The organism is Candidatus Arthromitus sp. SFB-turkey (genome assembly GCF_001655775.1).
Classification (GTDB): Bacteria; Bacillota; Clostridia; order Clostridiales; family Clostridiaceae; genus Dwaynesavagella; species Dwaynesavagella gallinarum.
The window spans coordinates 1-23,129 of the sequence record NZ_LXFF01000041.1 but is presented as its reverse complement, the minus strand read 5'-3'; the positions used below and the strand labels follow the sequence as shown (position 1 = coordinate 23,129).

Annotated in this window: 21 protein-coding genes and 1 pseudogene; 19 read left to right on the top strand and 3 right to left on the bottom strand. The window is 25.9% G+C overall.

Annotated features, from left to right (window positions below):
- The first annotated feature begins 170 nt into the window (after positions 1–170).
- The 16 genes and pseudogenes from A6P36_RS07880 to A6P36_RS07805 all read left to right on the top strand — a co-directional run bounded on the left by A6P36_RS07880 (position 171) and on the right by A6P36_RS07805 (position 16,850).
- Positions 171–1,469 (top strand): NCS2 family permease, encoded by a 1,299-nt coding sequence (locus tag A6P36_RS07880; RefSeq protein WP_082917676.1) that lies wholly within the window; start codon positions 171–173, stop codon positions 1,467–1,469.
- A 36-nt stretch (positions 1,470–1,505) separates the two neighbouring features.
- Positions 1,506–3,041, top strand: coding sequence for a glutamine-hydrolyzing GMP synthase (guaA, locus tag A6P36_RS07875; RefSeq protein ID WP_066763038.1), 1,536 nt, complete (start codon positions 1,506–1,508; stop codon positions 3,039–3,041).
- Positions 3,042–3,188: 147 nt separating this feature from the next.
- Positions 3,189–3,700, top strand: a pseudogene (locus A6P36_RS08440) (DNA adenine methylase); the annotation flags it as partial.
- Between the two features lie 2 nt (positions 3,701–3,702).
- The coding region (locus A6P36_RS07865; protein ID WP_369815451.1) for a DpnII family type II restriction endonuclease at positions 3,703–4,956 on the top strand (1,254 nt) is incomplete at its 5' end.
- Entirely contained in the window at positions 4,956–5,702 is a 747-nt protein-coding gene (locus tag A6P36_RS07860) for a TRM11 family SAM-dependent methyltransferase (RefSeq protein ID WP_066763030.1), read from the top strand. The genes A6P36_RS07865 and A6P36_RS07860, both read left to right, overlap by 1 nt.
- A gap of 458 nt (positions 5,703–6,160) precedes the next feature.
- Positions 6,161–6,547 carry a GNAT family N-acetyltransferase gene (locus A6P36_RS07855; protein WP_156508010.1) on the top strand — a complete coding sequence of 129 codons (387 nt, stop codon included), beginning with the start codon at positions 6,161–6,163 and terminating at the stop codon, positions 6,545–6,547.
- Positions 6,548–6,981: 434 nt separating this feature from the next.
- Positions 6,982–10,554, top strand: a complete 3,573-nt coding sequence (smc, locus tag A6P36_RS07850; RefSeq protein WP_066763025.1) for a chromosome segregation protein SMC — start codon at positions 6,982–6,984, stop codon at positions 10,552–10,554.
- 13 nt (positions 10,555–10,567) lie between these two features.
- Positions 10,568–11,476 (top strand): signal recognition particle-docking protein FtsY, encoded by a 909-nt coding sequence (ftsY, locus tag A6P36_RS07845; protein ID WP_066763023.1) that lies wholly within the window; start codon positions 10,568–10,570, stop codon positions 11,474–11,476.
- Between the two features lie 58 nt (positions 11,477–11,534).
- Positions 11,535–11,873: a sigma factor-like helix-turn-helix DNA-binding protein gene (locus A6P36_RS07840; RefSeq protein ID WP_066763021.1), complete on the top strand. Its 339-nt coding sequence runs from the start codon at positions 11,535–11,537 to the stop codon at positions 11,871–11,873.
- Between the two features lie 14 nt (positions 11,874–11,887).
- Complete coding sequence (gene ffh / locus A6P36_RS07835) at positions 11,888–13,249, top strand: signal recognition particle protein (RefSeq protein WP_066763019.1); 1,362 nt, start codon at positions 11,888–11,890, stop codon at positions 13,247–13,249.
- 45 nt (positions 13,250–13,294) lie between these two features.
- Positions 13,295–13,537 (top strand): 30S ribosomal protein S16, encoded by a 243-nt coding sequence (gene rpsP / locus A6P36_RS07830; protein WP_066763018.1) that lies wholly within the window; start codon positions 13,295–13,297, stop codon positions 13,535–13,537.
- 19 nt (positions 13,538–13,556) lie between these two features.
- The gene (gene rimM / locus A6P36_RS07825) at positions 13,557–14,078 is read left to right on the top strand and encodes a ribosome maturation factor RimM (protein WP_066763016.1); all 522 of its coding nucleotides are present in this window, start codon (positions 13,557–13,559) and stop codon (positions 14,076–14,078) included.
- Entirely contained in the window at positions 14,075–14,746 is a 672-nt protein-coding gene (gene trmD, locus A6P36_RS07820; RefSeq protein ID WP_066763014.1) for a tRNA (guanosine(37)-N1)-methyltransferase TrmD, read from the top strand. Before rimM ends, trmD begins: the two co-directional genes overlap by 4 nt.
- Positions 14,747–14,765: 19 nt before the next feature.
- On the top strand, positions 14,766–15,122 hold the full coding sequence (gene rplS, locus A6P36_RS07815) for a 50S ribosomal protein L19 (protein WP_066763011.1): 357 nt from the start codon (positions 14,766–14,768) through the stop codon (positions 15,120–15,122).
- Between the two features lie 71 nt (positions 15,123–15,193).
- A complete protein-coding gene (gene ylqF, locus A6P36_RS07810) occupies positions 15,194–16,057 on the top strand; it encodes a ribosome biogenesis GTPase YlqF (protein WP_066762999.1) in 864 nt (287 codons plus the stop codon).
- A 1-nt stretch (position 16,058) separates the two neighbouring features.
- A complete protein-coding gene (locus tag A6P36_RS07805) occupies positions 16,059–16,850 on the top strand; it encodes a ribonuclease HII (protein WP_066762996.1) in 792 nt (263 codons plus the stop codon).
- Here A6P36_RS07805 and A6P36_RS07800 read toward each other — a convergent pair.
- On the bottom strand, positions 16,847–17,209 hold the full coding sequence (locus A6P36_RS07800; protein ID WP_066762994.1) for a YraN family protein: 363 nt from the start codon (positions 17,207–17,209) through the stop codon (positions 16,847–16,849). The two genes, A6P36_RS07805 and A6P36_RS07800, sit on opposite strands and share 4 nt — an antisense overlap.
- Before the next feature lie 77 nt (positions 17,210–17,286).
- On the opposite strand from A6P36_RS07800, the gene A6P36_RS07795 reads away from it, so the two are divergent.
- Positions 17,287–17,733, top strand: coding sequence for a GNAT family N-acetyltransferase (locus A6P36_RS07795; RefSeq protein ID WP_066762992.1), 447 nt, complete (start codon positions 17,287–17,289; stop codon positions 17,731–17,733).
- Between the two features lie 26 nt (positions 17,734–17,759).
- On the opposite strand, the gene A6P36_RS07790 is transcribed toward A6P36_RS07795, so the two are convergent.
- Together A6P36_RS07790 and cls are read right to left on the bottom strand one after the other, a co-directional pair.
- The gene (locus A6P36_RS07790) at positions 17,760–19,079 is read right to left on the bottom strand and encodes a class I SAM-dependent methyltransferase (RefSeq protein WP_066762990.1); all 1,320 of its coding nucleotides are present in this window, start codon (positions 19,077–19,079) and stop codon (positions 17,760–17,762) included.
- 101 nt (positions 19,080–19,180) lie between these two features.
- Positions 19,181–20,629: a cardiolipin synthase gene (gene cls, locus A6P36_RS07785; RefSeq protein ID WP_066762985.1), complete on the bottom strand. Its 1,449-nt coding sequence runs from the start codon at positions 20,627–20,629 to the stop codon at positions 19,181–19,183.
- A gap of 134 nt (positions 20,630–20,763) precedes the next feature.
- On the opposite strand from cls, the gene A6P36_RS07780 reads away from it, so the two are divergent.
- Both A6P36_RS07780 and A6P36_RS07775 read left to right on the top strand, forming a co-directional pair.
- A complete protein-coding gene (locus A6P36_RS07780; protein ID WP_066762983.1) occupies positions 20,764–22,290 on the top strand; it encodes a YifB family Mg chelatase-like AAA ATPase in 1,527 nt (508 codons plus the stop codon).
- A gap of 15 nt (positions 22,291–22,305) precedes the next feature.
- Positions 22,306–22,890: a DNA-processing protein DprA gene (locus tag A6P36_RS07775; protein WP_066762981.1), complete on the top strand. Its 585-nt coding sequence runs from the start codon at positions 22,306–22,308 to the stop codon at positions 22,888–22,890.
- Positions 22,891–23,129 lie beyond the last annotated feature (239 nt).

Here is a 23,129-nt window from a genome sequence, read left to right as displayed (position 1 = left end):
GACTACGGGTGGTAATCGTTGTATTAAATATAAATTGTTTTTAAAAATGGGTTGTATTATGCCACTTTTGAGACTTTCAGTATTTTTGGACTGAGAGTCTTTTTTCATTTAAATGTTTACATGAAGTTCTTATCGATTGTCGAGAGAAAAAAATATTAGGAGTGTGGTTTATTGTGGACAAGTTCTTCAAATTAGAGGAGAGAGGGACGACTGTTAAGAAGGAGTTTTTAGCTGGTTTGACAACATTTTTCTCAATGGCCTATATTATCTTTGTTAATCCAAATGTTTTGGGTGCAGCTGGTATGGACACTGGAGCAGTATTTACAGCAACGATTTTAGCAGCAATTATTGGAACATTATTAATGGGACTTTATGCAAATTTTCCAGTAGCACTTGCACCAGGAATGGGATTAAATGCCTTTTTCGCTTATACAGTTGTTTTAGTTATGGGTTATAGCTGGCAACAAGCTTTAGCGGGAACTTTTATTTCAGGAATTTTATTTATAATTCTATCTTTAACAGGATTAAGAGAATTTATAATTAATAGCATTCCAAAATCATTAAAGCATGCAGTTGGAACAGGGATTGGATTTTTTATTGCATTTTTAGGTTTTCAAAATGCTGGCATTATTGTGAATAACGAGTCCACATTAGTTGGGTTAGGAGATTTTAAAGATTTTAGTGTTTTAATAGCAATTCTCGGATTAATCATAACGTTAATTTTATTAGTAAGAAAGATTCCAGGAGCAATATTTATTGGAATGTTTGCTACAGCAGTTATTGGAATGTTGTTGGGAGTTGTAGAAATACCAACACAAATTTTTGCTCCAATACCTTCATTAAAACCAACATTTGGAGCTTTATTTGAAGCATTGCCTACGATTTTTACAAAGGATATGATTGTAGTAATATTTTCATTTTTGTTTATGGATTTTTTTGATACGGCGGGTACATTAATGGCTGTAGGATTTCGTGCTGGATTTGTTAATGATAAAGGTCATTTATTAAATGCCAATAGAGCTTTACTAGCAGATTCAACAGCAACAGTTGTTGGTTCGATATTGGGTACTTCTTCAACAACTTCTTTTGTTGAATCTTTATCAGGAGTTGAAGTGGGAGGACGCACTGGACTTACTTCTGTTTTTACGGCAATATGTTTTTCTTTAATGTTATTTTGTTCTGGATTGTTGTCAGTTGTTACGCCTTCGGTTACTGCACCAGCATTAATAACAGTTGGAATTTTGATGGCATCATCATTAAGTAGTATTGAATGGGGAAAAATAGAGGTAGCGATACCAGCATTTGTAACGATTATTATGATGATTTTGAGTTATTCTATCGCAGAAGGAATTGCAGCAGGATTTTTATTTTATCCAATAACAATGTTAGCTTCAAAGAGAGGAAAAGAGATTCATCCTGCAATGTGGGTATTAACAGTTATATTTTTAGCTCATTTTATAATGTCTTAGTTTAAAAAATTTTATTATTAAGGAAAGGAAAGAAATATGAATCACGATGAAATTATTGTTTTAGATTTTGGTAGTCAATATAATCAACTTATTTCTCGTCGTATTCGTGAATTTGGAGTATATAGTGAATTGAAATCAAACAAATTGACGGCTGAAGAAATTAAAAATATGAACAATGTTAAAGGAATTATTTTAAGTGGTAGTCCAAATAGTGTTACACAAGAGGGAGCTTTAACATTAGATCCAGAAATTTTAAATCTTGGGATACCAATTCTTGGAATTTGTTATGGAATGCAACTTATAACTCATATGAATGGTGGACAAGTTGAGAAAGCAGATCAACGTGAGTACGGTAAAACAGAAATTTCATATAGAAATGGTTCTAAATTATTTGAAGGTACGCCAGAAAATCAAATAGTTTGGATGAGTCATGGTTATCATGTAACGAAATTAGTTGATGGATTTGAAGTTGATGCTAGTAGTAAATCTTGTTCAATAGCTGCGGCTTCGTGTAAGAACAAAAATATATATTTAGTTCAATTTCACCCAGAGGTTGAACACTCAGTTTATGGAGGAGAAATATTAAAGAACTTCATTTTTAATATTTGTAAAGCTGAAGCCAATTGGTCAATGAAAAATTTTATTGATGATCAAGTTAAAAAAATTCGTGAGCGAGTTGGAAATGAAAATGTTTTGTGTGCATTAAGTGGAGGAGTTGATTCATCAGTTGTAGCAGCACTTCTTCATAAAGCAATTGGAGAACAATTAGTTTGTATGTTTATTGACAACGGACTTTTGAGAAAAGGTGAAGCAGAAGATGTTGTAGATACATTCAAAGGTAAATTCAATATGAATTTTATAAAAATTGATGCTCAAGATCGTTTCTTAAATAAATTAAAAGGCATTACGGATCCTGAACAAAAACGTAAAATTATTGGAAATGAATTTGTATATTGCTTTGAAGAAGAGTCGTCGAAGTTAAGAGAGATAAAGTTTTTGGCTCAAGGAACTTTATATACAGATATAATTGAATCTGGTACGGATACAGCTCAAACAATAAAATCACATCATAATGTTGGTGGACTTCCTGAGAACATGAAATTTGAACTAATTGAGCCACTAAACACATTGTTTAAAGATGAAGTAAGAAAATTAGGTTTAGAGCTTGGTCTACCAGAAGAAATTGTATTTCGTCAACCGTTCCCAGGTCCAGGACTTGGGATAAGGGTGATTGGTGAAGTTACGCCTGAGAAACTTGAAATTGTAAGAGATGCGGATAAAATATTACGAGATGAAATTGAAAAAGCAGGTCTTAATAAAAAAATTTGGCAGTATTTTGCAGCGCTTACAAATATGAAATCTGTTGGAGTTATGGGTGATGAAAGAACTTATAATTACGCAGTTGCAATAAGAGCTGTTACATCAAGTGATGGAATGACATCTGATTGGGCGAGAATACCTTTTGAAGTTTTAGAAATAATTTCAAGACGAATTGTAAATGAGGTTTCTGGAGTAAATAGAGTTGTTTATGATATTACTTCAAAACCACCTTCAACAATTGAGTTAGAATAAAAATTAAGAAGTCATTAGATGAAAATCTGATGGCTTTTTTAATTTTTATATAAATATTTAATAAATTATTATTTGTAATATAAAAGGTTATATATTAAATTTAAATAAGAGTGAAAATTAATTTATATAAAATATTAGAGGTATGTTATGGATTTTACGGCTATGACAGAAGCATCGATTAAATTGGAAAATGATTTTGTAAAACCTTTTCTAAAGTGGGCTGGAGGGAAAGGACAACTTTTAAAAGAGATAGAAAAATATTATCCATTTTTTGATAAAAAAATTACAAAATATGCAGAACCTTTTGTAGGTGGTGGAGCTGTTTTATTTGATATACTTAGTCGTTATAACTTAGAAAAAGTGTATTTAAGTGATATTAATACGTATTGTTGTATTCGTGATAATGTTGATGAATTAATTGAATTACTTAGAGAATATCAATTTGAATATATATCTTTAGATATTTCAAAACGTAGAGAATATTATTTACAAAAACGTGAGAGGTTTAATTATTTAAAAATAAATTTAAATAATGAATATAATATTGAAAAAGCTGCGTTAATGATATTTTTAAATAAAACTTGTTTTAATGGATTATATCGTGTAAATAAAAAAGGATTGTTTAATGTTCCAATGGGAAATTATAAAAAACCATTGATNNGTATGTGAAAAATTACAGAATGTAATTATTGTTTGTGAGGATTATAGAAAATCGAAAGATTTTATTGATGAGAACACTTTTGTATATTTTGATCCACCATATAGACCTCTTAATAATACATCCAATTTTACTTCGTATACTGAAAATTCATTTAATGATCAAGAGCAAATTCAACTTGCAGAATTTGTTAAAGAAATGAATGATAAAGGTGCTAAGATCGTTGTCAGTAATTCTGATCCTAGAAATTATAATGTAGATGATAATTTTTTTGATGATATATATAGAACTTACAATATTGTAAGGGTAGATGCTACACGGATGATTAATTCTAATGGTAAATCACGTGGAAAAATTAAGGAATTGATTATACATAATTTTAATGAGGTGATAGATATGAGTAGAGATTTTAATAATTGGTTATTAAATTTTCGTGAAAGTATTGCAGATTATAAATATTATACTGATTTTAGAAAAGTGTATAAAAACGTTGAGAATATTAAAATAGAATTAAATATATTAAATTCATTAATTGGTTCAAAAAATATAGAAAATGATTTTGAAAAACTATTAAATAAATATCCAGAAATATTGAAATGTATACCGATACTTTTAGCAGTAAGAGCTGATGAAATTTATGCTTCAGATGCTCAAGGAGATTTTAATTATAGTTTTAAAAATAAAAACTTATCAATAGAGCAATATAAAATTTTTATGAATAAGACAGGTTTATTTGATTTAATTTCGAATCATATTATAAATAATCTTGTTGATTATGTTACTGGAGTTGAAACTGGACTAGATTCAAATGGACGAAAAAATCGTGGAGGGGATCTTATGGAAAATCTGGTGGAAAGGTTTATTATAAAGGCTGGATTTCAAAAAAATAAAACATATTTTAAAGAGATGTATATTAGTCAAATCACTAATAAGTGGGATATTGATTTATCAGCAATTTCAAATAATGGTAAAACTGAAAAACGTTTTGATTTTGTAGTTAAGACAAATCAGATGATTTATGGAGTTGAAGCTAATTTTTATGTAAGTGGAGGAAGTAAATTGAATGAAACGGCACGTAGTTATAAAAAACTTGCATTAGAGGTGGATATCATTAAAGGATTTACATTTGTATGGTTTACAGATGGGAAAGGATGGAATAACGCACGTAATAATTTAGAAGAAACGTTTGATATTATGGAACATCTATATAATATTAAAGATTTAGAGGATGGAATTATTAGAGAGGTTTTTAAATAATGACAAAAATAATTACTAGATGGGAACCGGAAGATTTTAAAATTGAGACAACTACTCATTGGTCTTTTCCTAAACGTGGTGATTGGGCAACGCATGATTCAAAGTGGAGAGGTAATTGGTCTCCATATATACCACGTAATATATTACTTAGATATTCAAAGGAGAATGACTTAGTATTAGATCAATTTGCCGGTGGTGGGACTACTCTTGTCGAAGCAAAGTTACTTAATAGAGATATTATTGGAGTAGATGTTAATGATATTGCTCTTGCTCGATGTAGAGAGAAAACAACTTTTAATTATGAAGGAGCAAATGGAAAAGTATATATTTATAAGGGTGATTCTAGACGATTAGATTTTATTCAGAATAATAGTATTGATCTTATTTGTACACATCCACCTTATGCTAATATAATAGAATATAGTGAAGATTTAAGTGACGATTTATCACGTTTAAATGTAAATGATTTTTTGAAAGAAATGAATAAAGTAGCAAGTGAGAGTTATCGTGTTTTAAAAAAAGATAAGTTTTGTGCTATTCTTATGGGAGATACTCGACAAAAAGGTTGTATGATACCAATATCTTTTCAAGTAATGAAAATATTTGAGGGTGCAGGATTTAAATTAAAAGAACTTATTATTAAAGAACAACATAATTGTAAGGCTACAGGATATTGGAAAACAAATAGTATTAAATATAATTTTTTATTAATTGCACATGAGTATTTATTTGTATTTAAAAAATAAAAATAGAATTTGAAGAAACGAGTTTTATTAATGAATTTATTCAGTATGTGTTAAATAATGGGGCAAAAAAATTTGATGATAATCACATTATTGTAAATATGGACAAAGATGAAATACTTAATATGACCAATTCTTTGACTAAAATAGATTTAAATTAATTAAAATGAAATTGATTATAGAATACTCTTTTTGTTGGAGTATTCTATTTTTATATGAATTTTAGAATGCAAATTATTTTAAACTAAATAAAAATTCAATTTTTCTAAGAATTTTTTAGTTTGAATTTTGTTATAGCGTTAACAATTATTATAACATTGAAGTGTTACAAATATTAAGTTTTGTTTTTTGTTTGATATAGTGAAATAGATTTGAAAAATTTATTTAGAGAGTATTTTGAGGAGGCTTATATGGAAAATATAAAGTTTATTTAATATGGAACAAAAGATTATCAAGATACATTGAAGTTAAGAAATAAAGTTATGAGAATACCATTATATTTAGATATTTATAAAGAAGATCTTAGTTTCGAGAAAAAATCAATAATTATTGGTTTTTTTGATAATGGACAGCTACTTGGAGTTGGGATTATGTCAAATAAAGGTTCTGTTTATAAAATAGAGTATTTATGTGTTGATTCTGAAATTCAGAGTAGTGGAATCGGTGGTAAATTATTATGTTATTTAGAGAAAATAGCCATTGAAAAAGGTGGGGAAAAAATTTGCATGGATGCTCGAGTATCGGCAGAACAATTTTATTTACGTCATGGGTATAAACCTATTGGAGATATTTTTTTGTTAGATTATGCCCCTGTACAACATATAGTTATAGAAAAAATTTTAAAATGAAAAACAGTTTTAAAAAAAGACAACTAAAAATTTTAGTTGTCTTTTTTAAATTGAATTATTTTAATAAATCTATGTTTATGTATTTATATTAAATTGTTTTCATGAAATAACGATTTGAAATTTTTACTGAAAAAATTTAGAATTATAGTGTTATTAAATTTTTGATATACGGATTTAAGTTAGAAATAATGATTTGTTAAAATTAAATTTTATATTTGTATATATTAAAACAATATATATAATAATATGGAAATAAAATGTATGCTAGGAAATGTACAATTGACATAAAAGGAGTAAACGTATGAAAAGAAAAACTAAAAAAAGATTAATAACTGGGATATCAACGGCGATATTGATTATATTTTTTGCAACTATTTTAGTTGGTTTGGTTATTTGATTATAAAAATTAGAATTGGAGAGGACTAAAAACTTATATGATTTTAAAATCTGTAGAAATAAGAGGATTTAAATCATTTGCTGATTTTACGGAACTTACATTCAATAAAGGAATAACGGCTGTTGTTGGACCAAATGGAAGCGGAAAAAGTAATATTTCTGATGCAATAAGATGGTGTCTTGGAGAGCAAAGTGTTAAAACTCTTCGAGGTGGAAAAATGGAAGATGTTATATTTTCAGGAACGCAATTTAGAAAAGCAGTTTCCTTAGCTCAAGTATCTATTACTATAGATAATTCGAAAAAAGAATTACCTATAGAATATTCAACTGTAACGGTATCTAGGAAATTATATAGATCGGGTGAAAGTGAGTATTTAATTAATAATAAAGTTTGTAAACTTAAAGATATACATGAGTTATTTTTTGATACAGGTATAGGAAAAGAAGGATACTCTTTAATAGGACAAGGCAAGATAGAAGCAATTTTAAATGGAAAAATTGATGATAGAAGAGCTCTTATTGAAGAGGCAATTGGAATAACTAAATATAAATTTAAAAAAGAAGAAGCACAAAATAAAATTAATCATGCAAATGAAAATCTTATTAGGATAAATGATATTTTGAATACTTATTATGAATATTTAGAACCATTGTACATAGAACAAAATAAAGCGAAGCAATTTTTAGAATTTTCTAGTGAACTGAAAGAAATAGAAGTTTCATTGATTTTAAACAAACTTTATCAACTTTATTTTGAAATGATAAATTTGAAACAAGAATTAGTTAAACATCAAAATGAGTTTAGTGATATTAATGTTAATAAACATAATTTAGAAAAAAATAGAAATGATTTGGAAAAACATTTAGATGATTTAACTTCTGAAGAGAGAGAAAAGAAAGAAAATTATTATAAAATTAAAGATGAAATACAATCTTATATTAATAAAGTGAATTCAGAGAATAACAACATAAATATACTTTTGAATTCAAATAAAATATATAAAAAACAAATGGATGAAAACATATCTAAGATATCCAATATTAACTCAAAAGAAAATATTATAAATAAAACAAAATTGGAATTAGAGAATGAGTTTAACCAGTTAGTTGATTATTTAGATGGATTTGAAAAAATTTTTACTAGTAAAAATAATGAAATAGAGACTTTAAATTCTCAATTGGGAAAAATTAAATGTCAAGAGTTAGAAATTTTTGAACGAAATACAACTATAAAAAATAAAATTGAGTTTATTAATTCAAAATATCAATCTTTACAAGATGAAAGAAGGTTGGTATTTAATGAAAAACAGATGTTTGAAAAGAAAGTTTTGGATATGGAAAATGAAATTCAAGAACAAGAATTTCAAAGAGAACTTAAGTATCAAGATTTACTGAATAATCAAAAAAGTATTGATGACTTATCTTTAAATATAGATGATCATCAGAAAAAACTTGAATTTTATAAACTTGAACTTGATAAATTAAACAAATCTGTTATCGTACAAAAAACTAATTTAAATATGTTGGTGCAATTTGAAAGTAATTATGATGGTTTTAATAGGACAAGTAAAATTTTAATGAATGAAATAAATAGTGGGAAATTATCTAAATTTAAAGATAAATGTTTTATTATAGGTAGTATTTTCAATACTAAACAAGAATACGAACTTGCCATAGAAACTGCTATAGGTGGACATATATCTGATATTATTGTTGATGATGATAATATTGCTAGAGAAATTATCAATTATTTAAAACAAAATAATATTGGTAGGGTAACTTTTCATCCATTAAATCTTATTAAAGAATTTAATATAAAAAATTTTGGTGATTTTAAAAGTCAAAATGGATTTATAGACTTTGCTATTAATCTTGTTAATGTTGAAGAAAAGTTTATAAAGGTTGCAAAAAATATTTTAGGTAAAACAATAATTTGTGACAATATAGATAATGGTGTTAATATAGCTAAATTTGCAAATTTTTCAAATAAGATAGTTACTCTTGATTCTCAAATTATTAATTCTGGTGGATCTATAACTGGAGGGAGTAATTATTCTAAAAATGTAAATATTATAGGTAGAAAAAGAAAAATTGAAGAACAAAATCTAAATATAAATAGAGAACTATTAAAAATTAAACAAGTAGAGGAAAATTTTTTGAATTTTCAAAAAAAACATGATGAATTAAAGGAAAATTTAAAAAAATTAAATTCTTATGTTCAAGATTTGAAAATTAATTTATTAAAATTAGATAATGAGTTAAACTTTAAAAATGAAAATAAATTAAGAGAAGTTAAAGAAATTGATAAAAAAAATAATTTGTTGGCTCAATTAGATGAACTTATTTTGAAAAATAAAAGTGATATTGATGAATTGAATAATGAATTTGTTGTTAATGAAGAGATGAATAAAAAATTGAAACTTGATATTGATGATATAAATAGTAAGATTGATACATTTAGGAGGCAAATCAAGGATGAAGAAGATAAAATTACATTTGATAAAATTAGGAAAGGAAAATTGGAAGAAAATATATCAAATATTTGTCAAGAAATCGAAAGAATTACACTAGAGAAGAAAGAGATACTTTTAATAAATCAAAACATACAGAAAGAATTTGATAATATTGAATTTAGAATTAAGTATCATAATTTGAATATTAATGAGCTAAAAGATAAAATTAATTTACTTACTGAACAAAATAAAGAAAGTGAAGAGGGATTTGATAAATATATTATTGAACAAAATGAATTGAAAAATAAAATTAAAGAATTAAGTACATATATAGAGGATGCTAATCAAAATGTATACAAAGTAGAAGGAAATATAAATTCCTTACAAATAAAACTTGTGAAGTTCGAAACTGAATTTAACACATTAAATGAAAAACTTTTGAATGAATATAACATTGAGTTTAATGAGAGTGAAAGTGAAAAATATTCTTTAAAAGAATCAAAAATTAATTTATATAATCAAAAAATGAAATCTTTAAAAAATAATATATCTGATTTAGGAAATGTAAATCTTAAAGCTATTGAAGAGTATGAAGAATTAAATAAGAAAGTTGAATTTATTACAAAACAAAAAGAAGATCTTGATAAAAGTAAACAAGAACTTGAACAGTTTATTGGAGAATTAACTGTTAAAATGAAAGAAATTTTTAGCACTAATTTTAAAATTATAAATGAAAATTTTGATAAGACATTTAAAGAGCTTTTTAGAGGGGGAAGTGCGTCACTTTTACTTGGTGAAGGTGATGAGTTAGAAAGTAGTATAGATATAGTTGTTCAACCTCCAGGAAAAAGACTTCAGAATTTAAATCTTTTATCAGGAGGAGAAAAAGGACTTTCAGCAATTTCACTTTTGTTTGCAATACTTAGAATGAAACCAGTACCTTTTTGTGTCTTAGATGAAATTGAAGCGGCTCTTGATGATAATAATGTTTTGAGATTTGCTGAATTTTTAAAAGAGTTTTCTTCAAATATACAGTTTATAGTTATAACTCATAGAAAAACCACAATGGAATCTAGTGATATTATTTATGGTGTTACTATGCAAGAAAAGGGTATATCTAAAATAGTATCTATAAATTTAGCTAATTATGGAACTTAAAGGAGGCTTAGTAATGTTTAATGATTTTTTTTCAAAACTAAAGAAAGGATTAAATAAAACTAAGGAAAATTTTACGGATAAATTAAATTCAATATTGGGAATTGCTATTAATATAGATGAGGATTTATATGAAGAAATTGAAGAAATGTTAATTACAAGTGATATAAGTATTGAAACTTCTCTCGAAATAATAGATGAGTTAAAAAAGATAATACGTGAAAGAAAAATTAATGATCCAGAAATGATAAAACCTGTACTTAAAGAAATTATGCTTAATATGTTAGATGAACCTTCAGACTTTTTGAATGAAAAATTTCCTAAGATTATTGTTATGATTGGTATAAATGGTGTGGGTAAAACAACAAGTATTGGTAAACTTGCAAATAATTTTAAAAATAATGAAAAAAGTGTATTGATTGCTGCTGGAGATACTTTTAGAGCTGCTGCAATTGAACAATTGCAAGTGTGGGCTGATAGAGTTGGTGTAAAAATGATAAAACATGATCAAGGAGCAGATTCTTCAGCTGTAATTTTTGATGCGATAAAATCTTTTAAGGCTAAATCTTATGATGTTTTAATTTGCGATACTGCAGGTAGATTACATAACAAAAAAAATCTTATGAATGAATTAAAAAAGATAAATAAAATAATAGAAAATGAATGTAATGATGTTGAAAAAGAAATTTATCTTGTTTTAGATTCAACAACTGGTCAAAATGCGCTGAATCAAGCAATTGAATTTAAAGAAATTTCAAATATTACAGGATTGGTATTAACAAAACTTGATGGAACAGCGAAGGGCGGAATGATTTTATCAATAAAAAATAAACTTGGAATACCTGTTAAGTATATAGGAGTTGGAGAAAGTATTGATGATTTACAAAAATTTTCTCCAAAAGATTTTGTTGATGCTTTATTATAAACATGTCAAGTAAAATTACTTGACATGTTTTTTTTATAGTGTTAGAATACTACAAGTAATGGATAAAAAAGATTTGGAGAATAGAAATCAAATTATATTACTTATAGATGTTTACGGAGAGCTTTTAACTGAAAAACAAAAACGTATTTTAGAGTTATATTTTTTTGATGATTTATCGTTGGTAGAAATTTCTAAGATTAATAACTCGAGTAGGCAATCAATTTTGTATTCAATAAATAAAAGCATTGACCAACTTAAAATTTTTGAAGAAAAAATGAAAATTTTGGAAAAAGATAGAGAACTTAAAACTAAGAAAGAAATTTTACTTAAAAAGTTAAGTGAATGTTTAGATTACGATTCAAATTGTGAATTGTATAATTTTATTGAAAATATGTAAGTTGGAGGTGAAAAATGGCGTTTGATGGTTTAGCAAGTAAACTTCAAGGAGTTTTCAAGAAGTTAAGAGGAAAAGGTAAATTATCTGAACAAGATATAAAACTTGCTATGCGAGAGGTAAAATTGGCTCTTCTTGAATCTGATGTTAATTATAAAGTTGTGAAAAATTTTGTAAATAACGTTAGTGAAAAATCTTTAGGTAAAGAAGTTTTAGAAAGTTTAACTCCAGCACAACAGGTAATAAAAATTGTAAATGAAGAATTACAAGCTATAATGGGAAATGAGCAAAGCAAATTAAACTTTAATCATAATGGAACTACAGTTATTATGCTTGTTGGTCTTCAAGGGGCAGGTAAAACTACAATAGCTGCAAAACTTGCACTACATTGTAGAAAATCTGGAAAGAGTCCGTTATTAGTTGCGTGTGATATATATAGACCTGCAGCTATAAAACAATTAGAAGTTTTAGGAAATCAAATTAATATACCAGTATTTTCACTTGGTGATAAAGTTAGTCCTGTTGAAATTGTAAAGGGTGCTTTAAATGAGGCAAATAAAAATTCTAATAATTTGATAATAATAGATACAGCGGGACGGTTACATATAGATGATGAGTTAATGAATGAACTCAAAGATATTAAGGAAATTTCAAATCCAAATGAAATTTTAATGGTTATTGATTCGATGATAGGTCAAGAGTCTGTAAATATCGCTCAAACTTTTGATGAGAATTTAGATGTTACTGGTTTTGTTTTAACAAAGCTTGATGGTGATACTCGAGGTGGAGTAGCGTTATCTATAAAAGAAGTTATAGGAAAAAACATTAAGTTTGTTGGTACAGGAGAAAAAGTTGGAGATTTAGAAGTTTTTCATCCTGATAGAATGGCATCTAGAATACTTGGTATGGGAGATGTTCTTTCTCTTATTGAAAAAGCTCAGGAAGCTATCGATAAAGATGAAGCAGAAAAATTAAGTGAGAGAATGCTTGCTAATGAGTTTAATTTTGAAGATTTTAAGAGTGCTATGCAACAAATGAAAAAAATAGGATCTTTTTCAAAAATACTAGAAATGATTCCAGGATTTGGAAATTCTATGAAGGAACTTAAAAATATAAATCTTGAAGATAGTGAAAAAGAACTAGGAAAAATTGATGCTATTATAAATTCTATGACTTTGAGTGAACGAAGAAATCCTAAACTTCTAATAGGTTCGGCTTCTAGAAAAAATAGAATTGCTAGAGGTTCAGGAACTACAATACAGCAAGTTAACAAGTTAATAAAAGATTTTGAAAACATGAGTAAACTTATGAAACAGTTTAAAGGTTTTGGAAAAGGAAAATTTGGTAAGAAAGGATTTTTTCCCAAATTACCATTTTGAAGTAATTTAAGAATAAATATTTATAAATTTTAGGAGGAATTTTATATGGTAAAAATTAGATTAAGAAGAATGGGAACTAAAAAGAAGCCATTTTACAGAATAGTTGTTGCTGATTCAAGAAGTCCAAGAGATGGAAAATTTATAGCTGAGGTTGGAACTTACAATCCAATGAAAGATCCAATAGAATTTACATTAAAAGAAGAGGAAATAAAAAAATGGATTTCTAATGGAGCTCAACCTACAGACGCAGTTAATAGATTATTAGTTAAGGCTGGTATAAATAATTAAATTTTAATGGTGTTTAAAAATGATAAAACATTTTGCTATAGGTAAGATATCTAAACCGCATGGTGTTAGAGGAGAAATTAATATTATACCTTTTGATGAAGATTTGAGCATATTTAATGAATTAAATAAAGTTTTTTTAAGTAGTAGCGACACTGATGAAAGTGATTTGAAAGAGATTGAAATTGATTCTATTAAATTTAAAAACAAAAAAGTTGTTGTAAAACTTAGTGGTTGTGATACTTGCAATGATGCTGAATTGTTAAGAAATAAGTTTATACGTATTGCAAGAGAAGATATTTCTTTGAAAGATGGAGATTATTTTATTGCAGATATTAAAGAATGTAATGTTTATGATGATGAGGGAGAATTTTTAGGAAAAATTTCTGAGGTTATACAAACTAAGAACAATGATGTTTATTGGATAAAGAAAACAAGTTTTAATGATGAGTTATTGATTCCAGTTCTTAAATCAATAATAGTTGATATTAATATTGAACAAAAAAAAGTTATCATTAAACCAGTAAAGAGTTGGTCTTTATGAAAATAAGTATTCTAACTTTATTTACGGATATGTTTGAAGTGTTCAATCACAGTATAGTGAATAAAGCTAAGAATAATAATATTGTTGAAATTAATTTGATTAATATTAGGGATTTTTCTAATAATAAGCATAACAAGGTTGATGATTATCCTTTTGGTGGTGGAGCAGGTATGCTTATGAGTGTTGAGCCAATTTATAACGCCATAATGCATACAAAGAAATCTGAATTAGATAGAGTAATTTATTTAGGACCAAGAGGTAATGTTTTTAATCAATCTAAGGCACAAGAATTATCTAAACATGAACATTTAATATTTTTGTGTGGACATTATGAAGGCATTGATGAAAGATGTTATAATTTTATTGACGAAGAAATTTCTTTAGGAGATTTTATATTAACAGGTGGTGAGATGGCTGCAATTCCTATTGTAGATAGTATAATTCGATTATTACCATCAGTTATAAATCAAGAAAGTCTTAAAAATGAATCATTTACTGGTGATTTGATGGATTTTCCTCAATATACGAAACCGAGAAGTTTTATGGGGATGGATGTTCCTGATGTTCTTTTGTCAGGTGATCATGGTAAAATTGATAAATGGAGACAGGAAGAGTCATTAAAAATAACACGTAAGTTTAAGCCGTATTTATTGAAAAATAAAAAATAAATTGGAGGTTTTTTAAAGAATGAATGATTTAATTAAATACATAGAAGCTCAGTATATGAAAGATGATGTTCCAGTTTTTAATATTGGAGATACTGTAAAAGTAAGTATTCTTATTAAAGAAGGTAATAAAGAGAGAACTCAGATTTATGAAGGTACAGTTATAAAAAGACAAAATGGTGGTGTTAGAGAAACATTTACTGTTAGAAGAATTGCTTATGGTGTAGGAACTGAAAAAACTTTCTTATTACATTCACCTAAAGTTTTGAAAATTGAAGTTGTTAGAAGAGGTAAAGTTAGAAGAGCTAAACTTTATTATTTAAGAGATAGAGTAGGAAAAGCTACTAAAGTTAAAGAGAAAATTGGAGATAAAAAATAAAGTTTAATTATTTAAAGAGCAGGTTTCCTATTTAGGAAATCTGCTGTTTTGTTTTTTATAGGAGTTAAGTTATGAATATAAATTGGTTTCCTGGACATATGTTTAAGACTCAAAAAGAAATTAAAAATATAATTAATTTGGTTGATATTGTAATAGAAATTCGAGATGCTCGTGCTATAATTTCAACAACTAATCCTGATATAGAAAATTTGACTAAAGGAAAACCCAAGATTATTATTTTAAGCAAAATTGATTTAGCAGATAGCAAAGTTACTCAAGATTGGATTAAATTTTATGAAGATAATGGAATTCATTGTATAGATGTAGATATTATTAAAAGCAAAAATATTAAAAAAATTAATGATAAAATTAGTTTTATTATGAAAGATAAACTTGAAAAATATAAATCCAAAGGCGTGAAAAATTATACTCTTAGAGGAATGATTTTAGGAATCCCAAATGTTGGGAAATCTTCTCTTATAAATAAAATTTCCAATAATAATATTGCTAAAGTTGGAAATAGGCCTGGTGTTACAAAATCAAAACAATGGATTAAAACTAAATGGGGAATAGATTTATTGGATACTCCTGGTATACTTTGGCCTAAGTTTGATAGTGAGAAAGTTGGATTAAATCTTAGTTATATTGGCTCTATAAAAGATGAAATTTTAGATACAGAAGAATTGTCATATAAATTGTTAGAATTTTTGACTTTAAATTATAAATCTAATTTAGAATCTACATATAAAATAGAATTTTCAATGGATGTTTTAGAAAATTTAGATTCTATAGGAAGAAAACTTGGATGTTTGAAAAAAGGATCACAAATTGATTATTCAAGATTATCAAAAATAATATTAGGAGATTTTAGATCAGGAAAAATTGGAAATATTTCTCTTGAAACTCCAAAAGATTTGATTGAAGAGGTTAATTGAAATGAATTTTGAGCAATTAAAGGTTTCGGAGATAAAAAATTTTTTGGATAATTTAGATATGGAAGATGAAAATATAGATAAAATTCTCAATGAATTATCTTTAGATGGTAGAGTTTCAGTACAAAAATTAGTTATGCAATTTAAGAATAGATATAATAATTTAAAACAAAATCAGTTGATGAATGAAGAATTTTATAATTTTGATAGAAAATATGTTCTTAATAATAATTATGTGATAGTTGGTTGTGACGAAGTTGGGAGAGGTCCTTTAGCTGGTCCGATTGTTTGTGCATCAGTTGTTTTAGATTTACATAGTGAGGATAAAGTAATTAAAAATATAAATGATTCTAAGAAAATAAAGAGTAGAGATTTCAAAAAGAAGTTGAGCGAAATTATTAAGGAAAAGGCTAGATATTTTAAAATAATTGAAATTTCAAATGATGAAATAGATAAAATTGGTATAGGTGTTGCTAATCAAAATGGATTAAAACAAAGTGTAGAAGGAATTAACACTAATGTTGATTTGGTTTTATCTGATGGATATTTAGTTAAGGGATTAAAAACAAAAAATATTTCAATAATCAAAGGTGATACTAAAAGTGCATCTATAATGTGTGCTTCTATTATTGCAAAGGTTTATAGAGATGAACTTATGATTAAATATCATGAAGAATTTCCTGAATATGATTTTTTAAATAATGTTGGTTATGGAACAAAATCTCATGTTGAGGCTATAGAAAAATATGGAATATGTAAATATCATAGAAAAAGTTTTTTGAAAAAGTATATTTAAAAAATATTTTCGATATAATTATAACTATATTTTTTATTTCCCCAAAACTTTATTTCTATTAAATCAAATTTATAATATAAATTATGCAAATTATTTTTTGTTAAAAAATAATTTGCTGTACTTTTTATTTTAAATTGTTTTTTTCGAGTAATTTGTTCTTTTGGCGCATATATAAAATTATTTTTAAACATTGATAAACTTTTTACTTCAATAAATGAAATTATATTATTTTTTAAGCATATAATATCAATCTCTCCAAAATTTGATCTAAAATTTCTTTTCATGATTTGGAAATTTTTATTTATTAAAATTTTTGTGGCTAAATTTTCTGCTAAGTTTCCAATTTCTTTTGATGTCATTGGTAATTCACCTCTTTACTCATTATTTCACTAAAAATATAAAAAATAACAAATATTTGGAAGTGAGGTTTAAAATTATGAATATACGAAAAGCAAATTTAAACGATTTGGATTTTATTGTTAAATTCAATATGAATTTAGCAGAAGAAACTGAATCAAAAACTTTAGATATAAACATAGTTAAACAAGGTGTGTTAAAAGTTTTAAAAGAAGAGGTTCAAGGAAAATATTTTGTTTGTGAAATTGATGGAACAATTGTTGGGCAAATGATGATTTTGTATGAGTGGAGTGATTGGAGAAATGGAGAATTTATTTGGATACAAAGTGTTTATGTAGATAAAAATTATAGAAATCGTGGTGTTTTTAAAAAATTGTTTAATCACATCAAAGAATATTGTGATAATGGTAAAAATTTTGTTGGATTAAGACTATACGTTGAAAAAAATAATAATAGAGCAAAAAGTGTATATTCTTCTCTTGGAATGTATGAAAATGATTATGATATGTACGAATATGTTAAGTAAAAAAACAAGGGCAATTCATTTTTGAATTACCCTTGTTTTTTGTTCACAATAACTTCCATAGAACCATTATAATGAGTGCTTATTCTGTAGTCTAATATATTAAAACCTAAATCTGTTAATAAATTTTCTAATCCATTTTTATTAAAATAGGTAATATGCCATGGTTCATTCCATAGTGCTGTACTTGTTTTGTGTAATTTATTAAATGAACTTTCATAATTTGGTGTAGAAATCCATAAAACACCATCATTTTTTAATAATTTATATGCTTTTTTAAGTCCTTTTTTTGGATCGTCAATATGTTCAAGAACATCTCCCATAAAAAGAATATCGTACTGTTTGTTTTCTGGTAAATCAATAAAATCACAACAAATAATTTGACATTCTAATAGATTTGAAATTTTTTGTGCAACATCTTCTTCAATTTCTACGCAATCAATATCGTAATTCATCTCTAAAGCTGTCGCAATTAATTCTCCATTACCTATACCTATTTCTAAAATCTGTTTACCTTTAGTGAATTGTTTTAAATTTTGTAGAATATTGCACCAATCTCTCAGGATATAGGATGATATTGGTGTTAAATTTTGAGTTTGATTTTGTTGAGGATAAATAATTTTTAAAGGATTTTTTCTAAAGGAAAATTTTAAAGGAAAATGTTGAGAGTATAAATTATTGCATTTTGTGCATTTCATCCATAATTTAGCAGGTAAAAAATTATGATTATAATTAATCATTTTATAAGAAGGAGCATTATGAAAAGGAATACCTTGTCCACCGCAAACAGTACAATTTTTAATCTTTTTTTGTTGATTTATTATTTCAGAATTGTATATATAATTTTTTAAATGTGTTGCTCCTAAGATTGTCCCTAAATCTGGTTTTATTTCAAAAGCTTCCATTATTAAGTTAAAAGACAATGTCGGATCAGAAGTACGGCATAATTCAGATAAAAAAATTAATAATAGGGCGTTAGTTGTTGAATCCATATTGAGTTTATTTGATATTTGTAAAAATAATTTGATTTCACTAGCGTTTATTTGAGCAGGACTTATATTAAAGTTTGTATAAATTGATTTTAAATATTCGAATGATTGTTTAAAAACGTATATTAAAATCGAATTTTTCCAATTTAAAATATTTTCAATGTTTATCTCATTTAATAGATTTAAATTGTTGGGTAATTCACCAAATAATTGTTCAAGGTTTTGGTAAATCATTGATATTTTTAATTTTATATCATCGCTATTTGAATATGAGCTATCAGAATTTAGAGAGTTTTCAATATCTTTTGTTATTGAGTAAATTTCAGGTAAAATTTGTATTATTGTTTTAATATCTTTCATAAAATATCCCCCATATAATCATTGTTCGATTAAATATTAAATATTACCACACAAATTGTCAAGAAAACAAAATAAAAGACATCCGTGCGAATGTCTTTTATTTAAAATAATGGTGTAAATAATCTACTAAAACCTTCTTCAATTTTTATTAGTAGAGATTTGTTTTTTTCATAATTTTCATCAAGTTTAACGCAATCATTTATATCATCATAAAAAATTTCTTTCATTTTAGAATTAATTTCATGATCAGTTATAAAAGCATTTACCTCAAAATTTAATGAAAAGCTTCTAATATTAAAATTTGCAGTACCAATAGAAGTAACACAATCATCCATGAGCATTACTTTAGAGTGAATAAACCCTTTGTATAAATAAACTTCAATTCCAGCACGTAAAAGTTGATTAATATAAGATGAAGTTACCCTGTAGACAATTCTTTTATCATATATGGTTGGCAACATTATACGAATTTTTATTCCATATTGAGCAGTTGAGATTAATGCAGACAAAAAACTTTCATCAAGTCCCAAATAGGGAGTTTGAATAAATATTTCTTTTTTTGCATTGTAAAGCATTCTTAAATAAGTTGATTTTATCTTTTCATAATTTTTTTTATCAGGTCCACTGGCAACAATTTGCGTATATGTTACTTTTTCAGTATTAGATTTAGGAAAATAATTTTCTTTAAAGTTTTCTTCGGTTTCAATTTTGTGATTACTCACATAGGCTAAATCTTGAATAAATTGGAGTTGAAGAAAATTTACAGCATCTCCAATAATTTTCAAATGACAATCTTTCCAAGGATTAAGTTTTTTATGAAGAGACATGTATTCATCTCCGATATTTATTCCTCCAACATATCCTATTTTTCCATCGATAACAACTATTTTTCTATGATTTCTGTAATTTAGATTAAAATTTATAAATTTTACGTAGGAAGGAAAGAAGGAATAAACTTCTCCGCCTGCTTCTTTAAGTTTATCAAACATTTTTTTTGAAACACATATACATCCAACATCATCGTAGATAAGTCTTACTTTTACTCCTTCTTTAACTTTTTCAGTAAGAGTTCTTACAAGAATGTTTCCAATTGTATCATTTTTAATTATATAGTAAAGCAAATGTATACTGTGTTTCGCATTTTTTATATCTTTAATTAACTCCTCAAATTTGTCGTACGCTGTATTAAAAATTTTTACATCATTAAATTCTGTTATAGCAGAATTGTTATGTAAAAGATTGAATTTTAATATGGACGTATCTATGTTTTTATTATCAGGAATTGAACTGTAATCTTTAACATTTAACATACTGTCTATTTCGTTGAATATTCTGAAGTTTCTTGTTTCAATTTTCTTTTTATTTAATTTTGGTCCACGTCCTAAAACAAAATATACGTACAGTGAAAATCCTGGAGGAAGAATTAAGAATGTAAGAATCCATGATTGAATGCTCCTCGTATCTTTTCTTTCTAGAAAAATCATAATAAGTATACTTAGTATATTCAAGAACAAAAATATCCACGAAAATACCACAATTATAATTGCCATATTAAATACCTCTACAAAAGTTACAAAATATTAAACATAATTTTATATTTTACAAAAATTATACTAAAAATACCATAGACAATGTATAAAAATATTTTTTGTTGTTAATAATCCATTGTAAGAGGTGGTTAATTTTGGTAATTGTTTTAAAAAGTGCAACTTTTAATTATATAAAAGGACAAATAATAGATATAGAAATTTCTATAACTAAGGGAATACCATCTTTTACTATAGTTGGCCTTCCAAATATTGAAATTAAAGAATCAAGAGAAAGAGTTCGAAGTGCCATATTAAATAGTGGTTTTAAATTTCCTTTAGGAAGAATTACAGTTAATTTGGCTCCAGCTAATTTGAAAAAAGAAGGATCATTATTGGATTTGTGTATAGCGATAGGAATTCTTATTGCATCAAAACAAATTAAAGCTACAGAAAATATTTTCAATACAGTAATATTGGGAGAGTTATCTCTTGATGGATACATAAAAAATATAAACGGAGCTGTGCCTATTCTTTTAGATGGAAAAAAGAAGGGATACGAAAATTATGTTTTACCTAAAGAAAATTTCTGTGAATCAAAATTTGTACAAGATATAAATATTGATTATTTTGAAAGTTTAAAAGATTTTGTAGAGTATGTTCAATATGGAACAAAAAATAAATTTAATATGGACTGCGATAATTATGTTGAAGAAAATGTAAATCAAATTAACTTTGAAGATGTTTTAGGACATGTTAGTAGTAAAAGAGCGTTACAGATTGCAGCAGCTGGATTTCATAATATAATTTTGTATGGTCCAGTTGGAAGTGGAAAAACAATGCTAGCAAAGTCTTTTAAATCTATTCTTCCTGAATTAGATTATCAAGAAAGTTTAGAAAAGGGACGAGTATATAGTCTAACCTCATTTAAAGAAAATTTTAAAACTCCAGTATTTAGAGAAGTTCATCATACAACTTCTAAAAGTTCTCTTCTTGGAAATGGTAGGGATAATAAAATTGGAGAGGTTACACTTAGTAATAATGGAGTTTTGTTTTTAGACGAAATGCTTGAGTTTAAAAGAGAAACTTTAGAAATTTTAAGAAAAGTTTTAGAAGATAGAAAAGTTTTGTTAAATAAAAATAAAGAATTTGTAGAATATCCAGCTAATTTTATATTGCTAGGTGCTACAAATTTATGTCCTTGTGGAAATTATTTAAATAATAGTGCTATAAAGCAGTGTGTTTGTGAAACCACAAAACGTGAAAAATACATAAATAAAATTTCTAAAAGTTTGCTTGATCGTATTGATATTTTTACGTATACACCTGTAATTGATTATATAGATGTCAATAATAAAAAGGATGTTCGTATAACTACTAAACAAGCTTTAAAGAAAATAAATTCTGCACGTGAGATACAGAAAGATAGATTTAAAAAATTTAAAATTAGGTATAATAGTCAAATGAATAATGATCTTGTAAATAGATTTTGTGAATTAAATTCATCAAGTAAGCAAATATTAGAAACAATTTATAGGAAAGAAAATATTTCAACAAGATCGTATTTTAAAATTTTAAAAATTGCACGTACTATAGCAGATTTAGATAATCAAGATAGAATAACGGATGATCATATTATGGAAGTTGTAAATTATAGAAAGTTTATTAATAAACAAGTTATATAAAAGTGAGGAATTTTTATGGAATTTTATGATTACTGGATTTTAAAGACAAATGTAAATTCAAATGTAAAAATTAAATTAATTGAAGAGTTTGGAAGTTCAGAAAATATTTTTAAAGAACTAATTGGAAATGGAAAACTGTGTTTTATTAATCTTAATGAATATGATAAGTTTGTAAAAACTTATCATTCTTTGAAAGAAAATTTTGATATTGATGATTATAATAAGATTTTAAATAAACATGATATAAAAATTTTAAAAATTACCGATGATGATTATCCTGATAAATTAAAAAATATAGATACACCGCCATTTGCGATATTTTATAAAGGTGATATAAATCTTGTAAATTATCAATGTATTTCAATTATTGGAACAAGGAATCCAACTCCTTATGGAGAAGAAGTTTGTAAGAATATATCAAAAGAACTTAGTTTTAATGGAGTTAATATAGTCAGCGGTGGAGCTAGAGGTAAACATGTCATAATAGTGATCAAGGTAAATATGATATGTATAAATAAAGAGTTTAAGGGTTTTCAAAAAAATAAATTATCGATGTACTATTTAGAAAGAATTATTAATTATTGTAATCTTTGTAAATAGTACATCGGTATTAAAAATCAAATAAAAAAGTAGAAAGTAACTAGAGTTATTTGTCTAGTTGCTTTTTATTTTTAAATAAGGAGGGAAAGGAAAAATGAGTATGTATTTATTTGATGATTCACCAATAGTTGTAAATACAACACTTGCAAATGAAATAGGATTAAATGAAGCAATAGTTCTTCAACAAATAAATTATTGGATAGAGATAAATAAGAGGGCAGGAAAGAATTATTATGATG

Coding starts and splice junctions, on each gene's coding strand:
- guaA (WP_066763038.1), top strand. CDS start 1,506: ATGAATCACGATGAAATTATTGTTTTAGATTTTGGTAGTCAATATAAT.
- A6P36_RS07860 (WP_066763030.1), top strand. CDS start 4,956: ATGACAAAAATAATTACTAGATGGGAACCGGAAGATTTTAAAATTGAG.
- smc (WP_066763025.1), top strand. CDS start 6,982: ATGATTTTAAAATCTGTAGAAATAAGAGGATTTAAATCATTTGCTGAT.
- ftsY (WP_066763023.1), top strand. CDS start 10,568: ATGTTTAATGATTTTTTTTCAAAACTAAAGAAAGGATTAAATAAAACT.
- A6P36_RS07840 (WP_066763021.1), top strand. CDS start 11,535: ATGGATAAAAAAGATTTGGAGAATAGAAATCAAATTATATTACTTATA.
- ffh (WP_066763019.1), top strand. CDS start 11,888: ATGGCGTTTGATGGTTTAGCAAGTAAACTTCAAGGAGTTTTCAAGAAG.
- rpsP (WP_066763018.1), top strand. CDS start 13,295: ATGGTAAAAATTAGATTAAGAAGAATGGGAACTAAAAAGAAGCCATTT.
- rimM (WP_066763016.1), top strand. CDS start 13,557: ATGATAAAACATTTTGCTATAGGTAAGATATCTAAACCGCATGGTGTT.
- trmD (WP_066763014.1), top strand. CDS start 14,075: ATGAAAATAAGTATTCTAACTTTATTTACGGATATGTTTGAAGTGTTC.
- rplS (WP_066763011.1), top strand. CDS start 14,766: ATGAATGATTTAATTAAATACATAGAAGCTCAGTATATGAAAGATGAT.
- ylqF (WP_066762999.1), top strand. CDS start 15,194: ATGAATATAAATTGGTTTCCTGGACATATGTTTAAGACTCAAAAAGAA.
- A6P36_RS07805 (WP_066762996.1), top strand. CDS start 16,059: ATGAATTTTGAGCAATTAAAGGTTTCGGAGATAAAAAATTTTTTGGAT.
- A6P36_RS07800 (WP_066762994.1), bottom strand. CDS start 17,209: ATGACATCAAAAGAAATTGGAAACTTAGCAGAAAATTTAGCCACAAAA.
- A6P36_RS07795 (WP_066762992.1), top strand. CDS start 17,287: ATGAATATACGAAAAGCAAATTTAAACGATTTGGATTTTATTGTTAAA.
- A6P36_RS07790 (WP_066762990.1), bottom strand. CDS start 19,079: ATGAAAGATATTAAAACAATAATACAAATTTTACCTGAAATTTACTCA.
- cls (WP_066762985.1), bottom strand. CDS start 20,629: ATGGCAATTATAATTGTGGTATTTTCGTGGATATTTTTGTTCTTGAAT.
- A6P36_RS07775 (WP_066762981.1), top strand. CDS start 22,306: ATGGAATTTTATGATTACTGGATTTTAAAGACAAATGTAAATTCAAAT.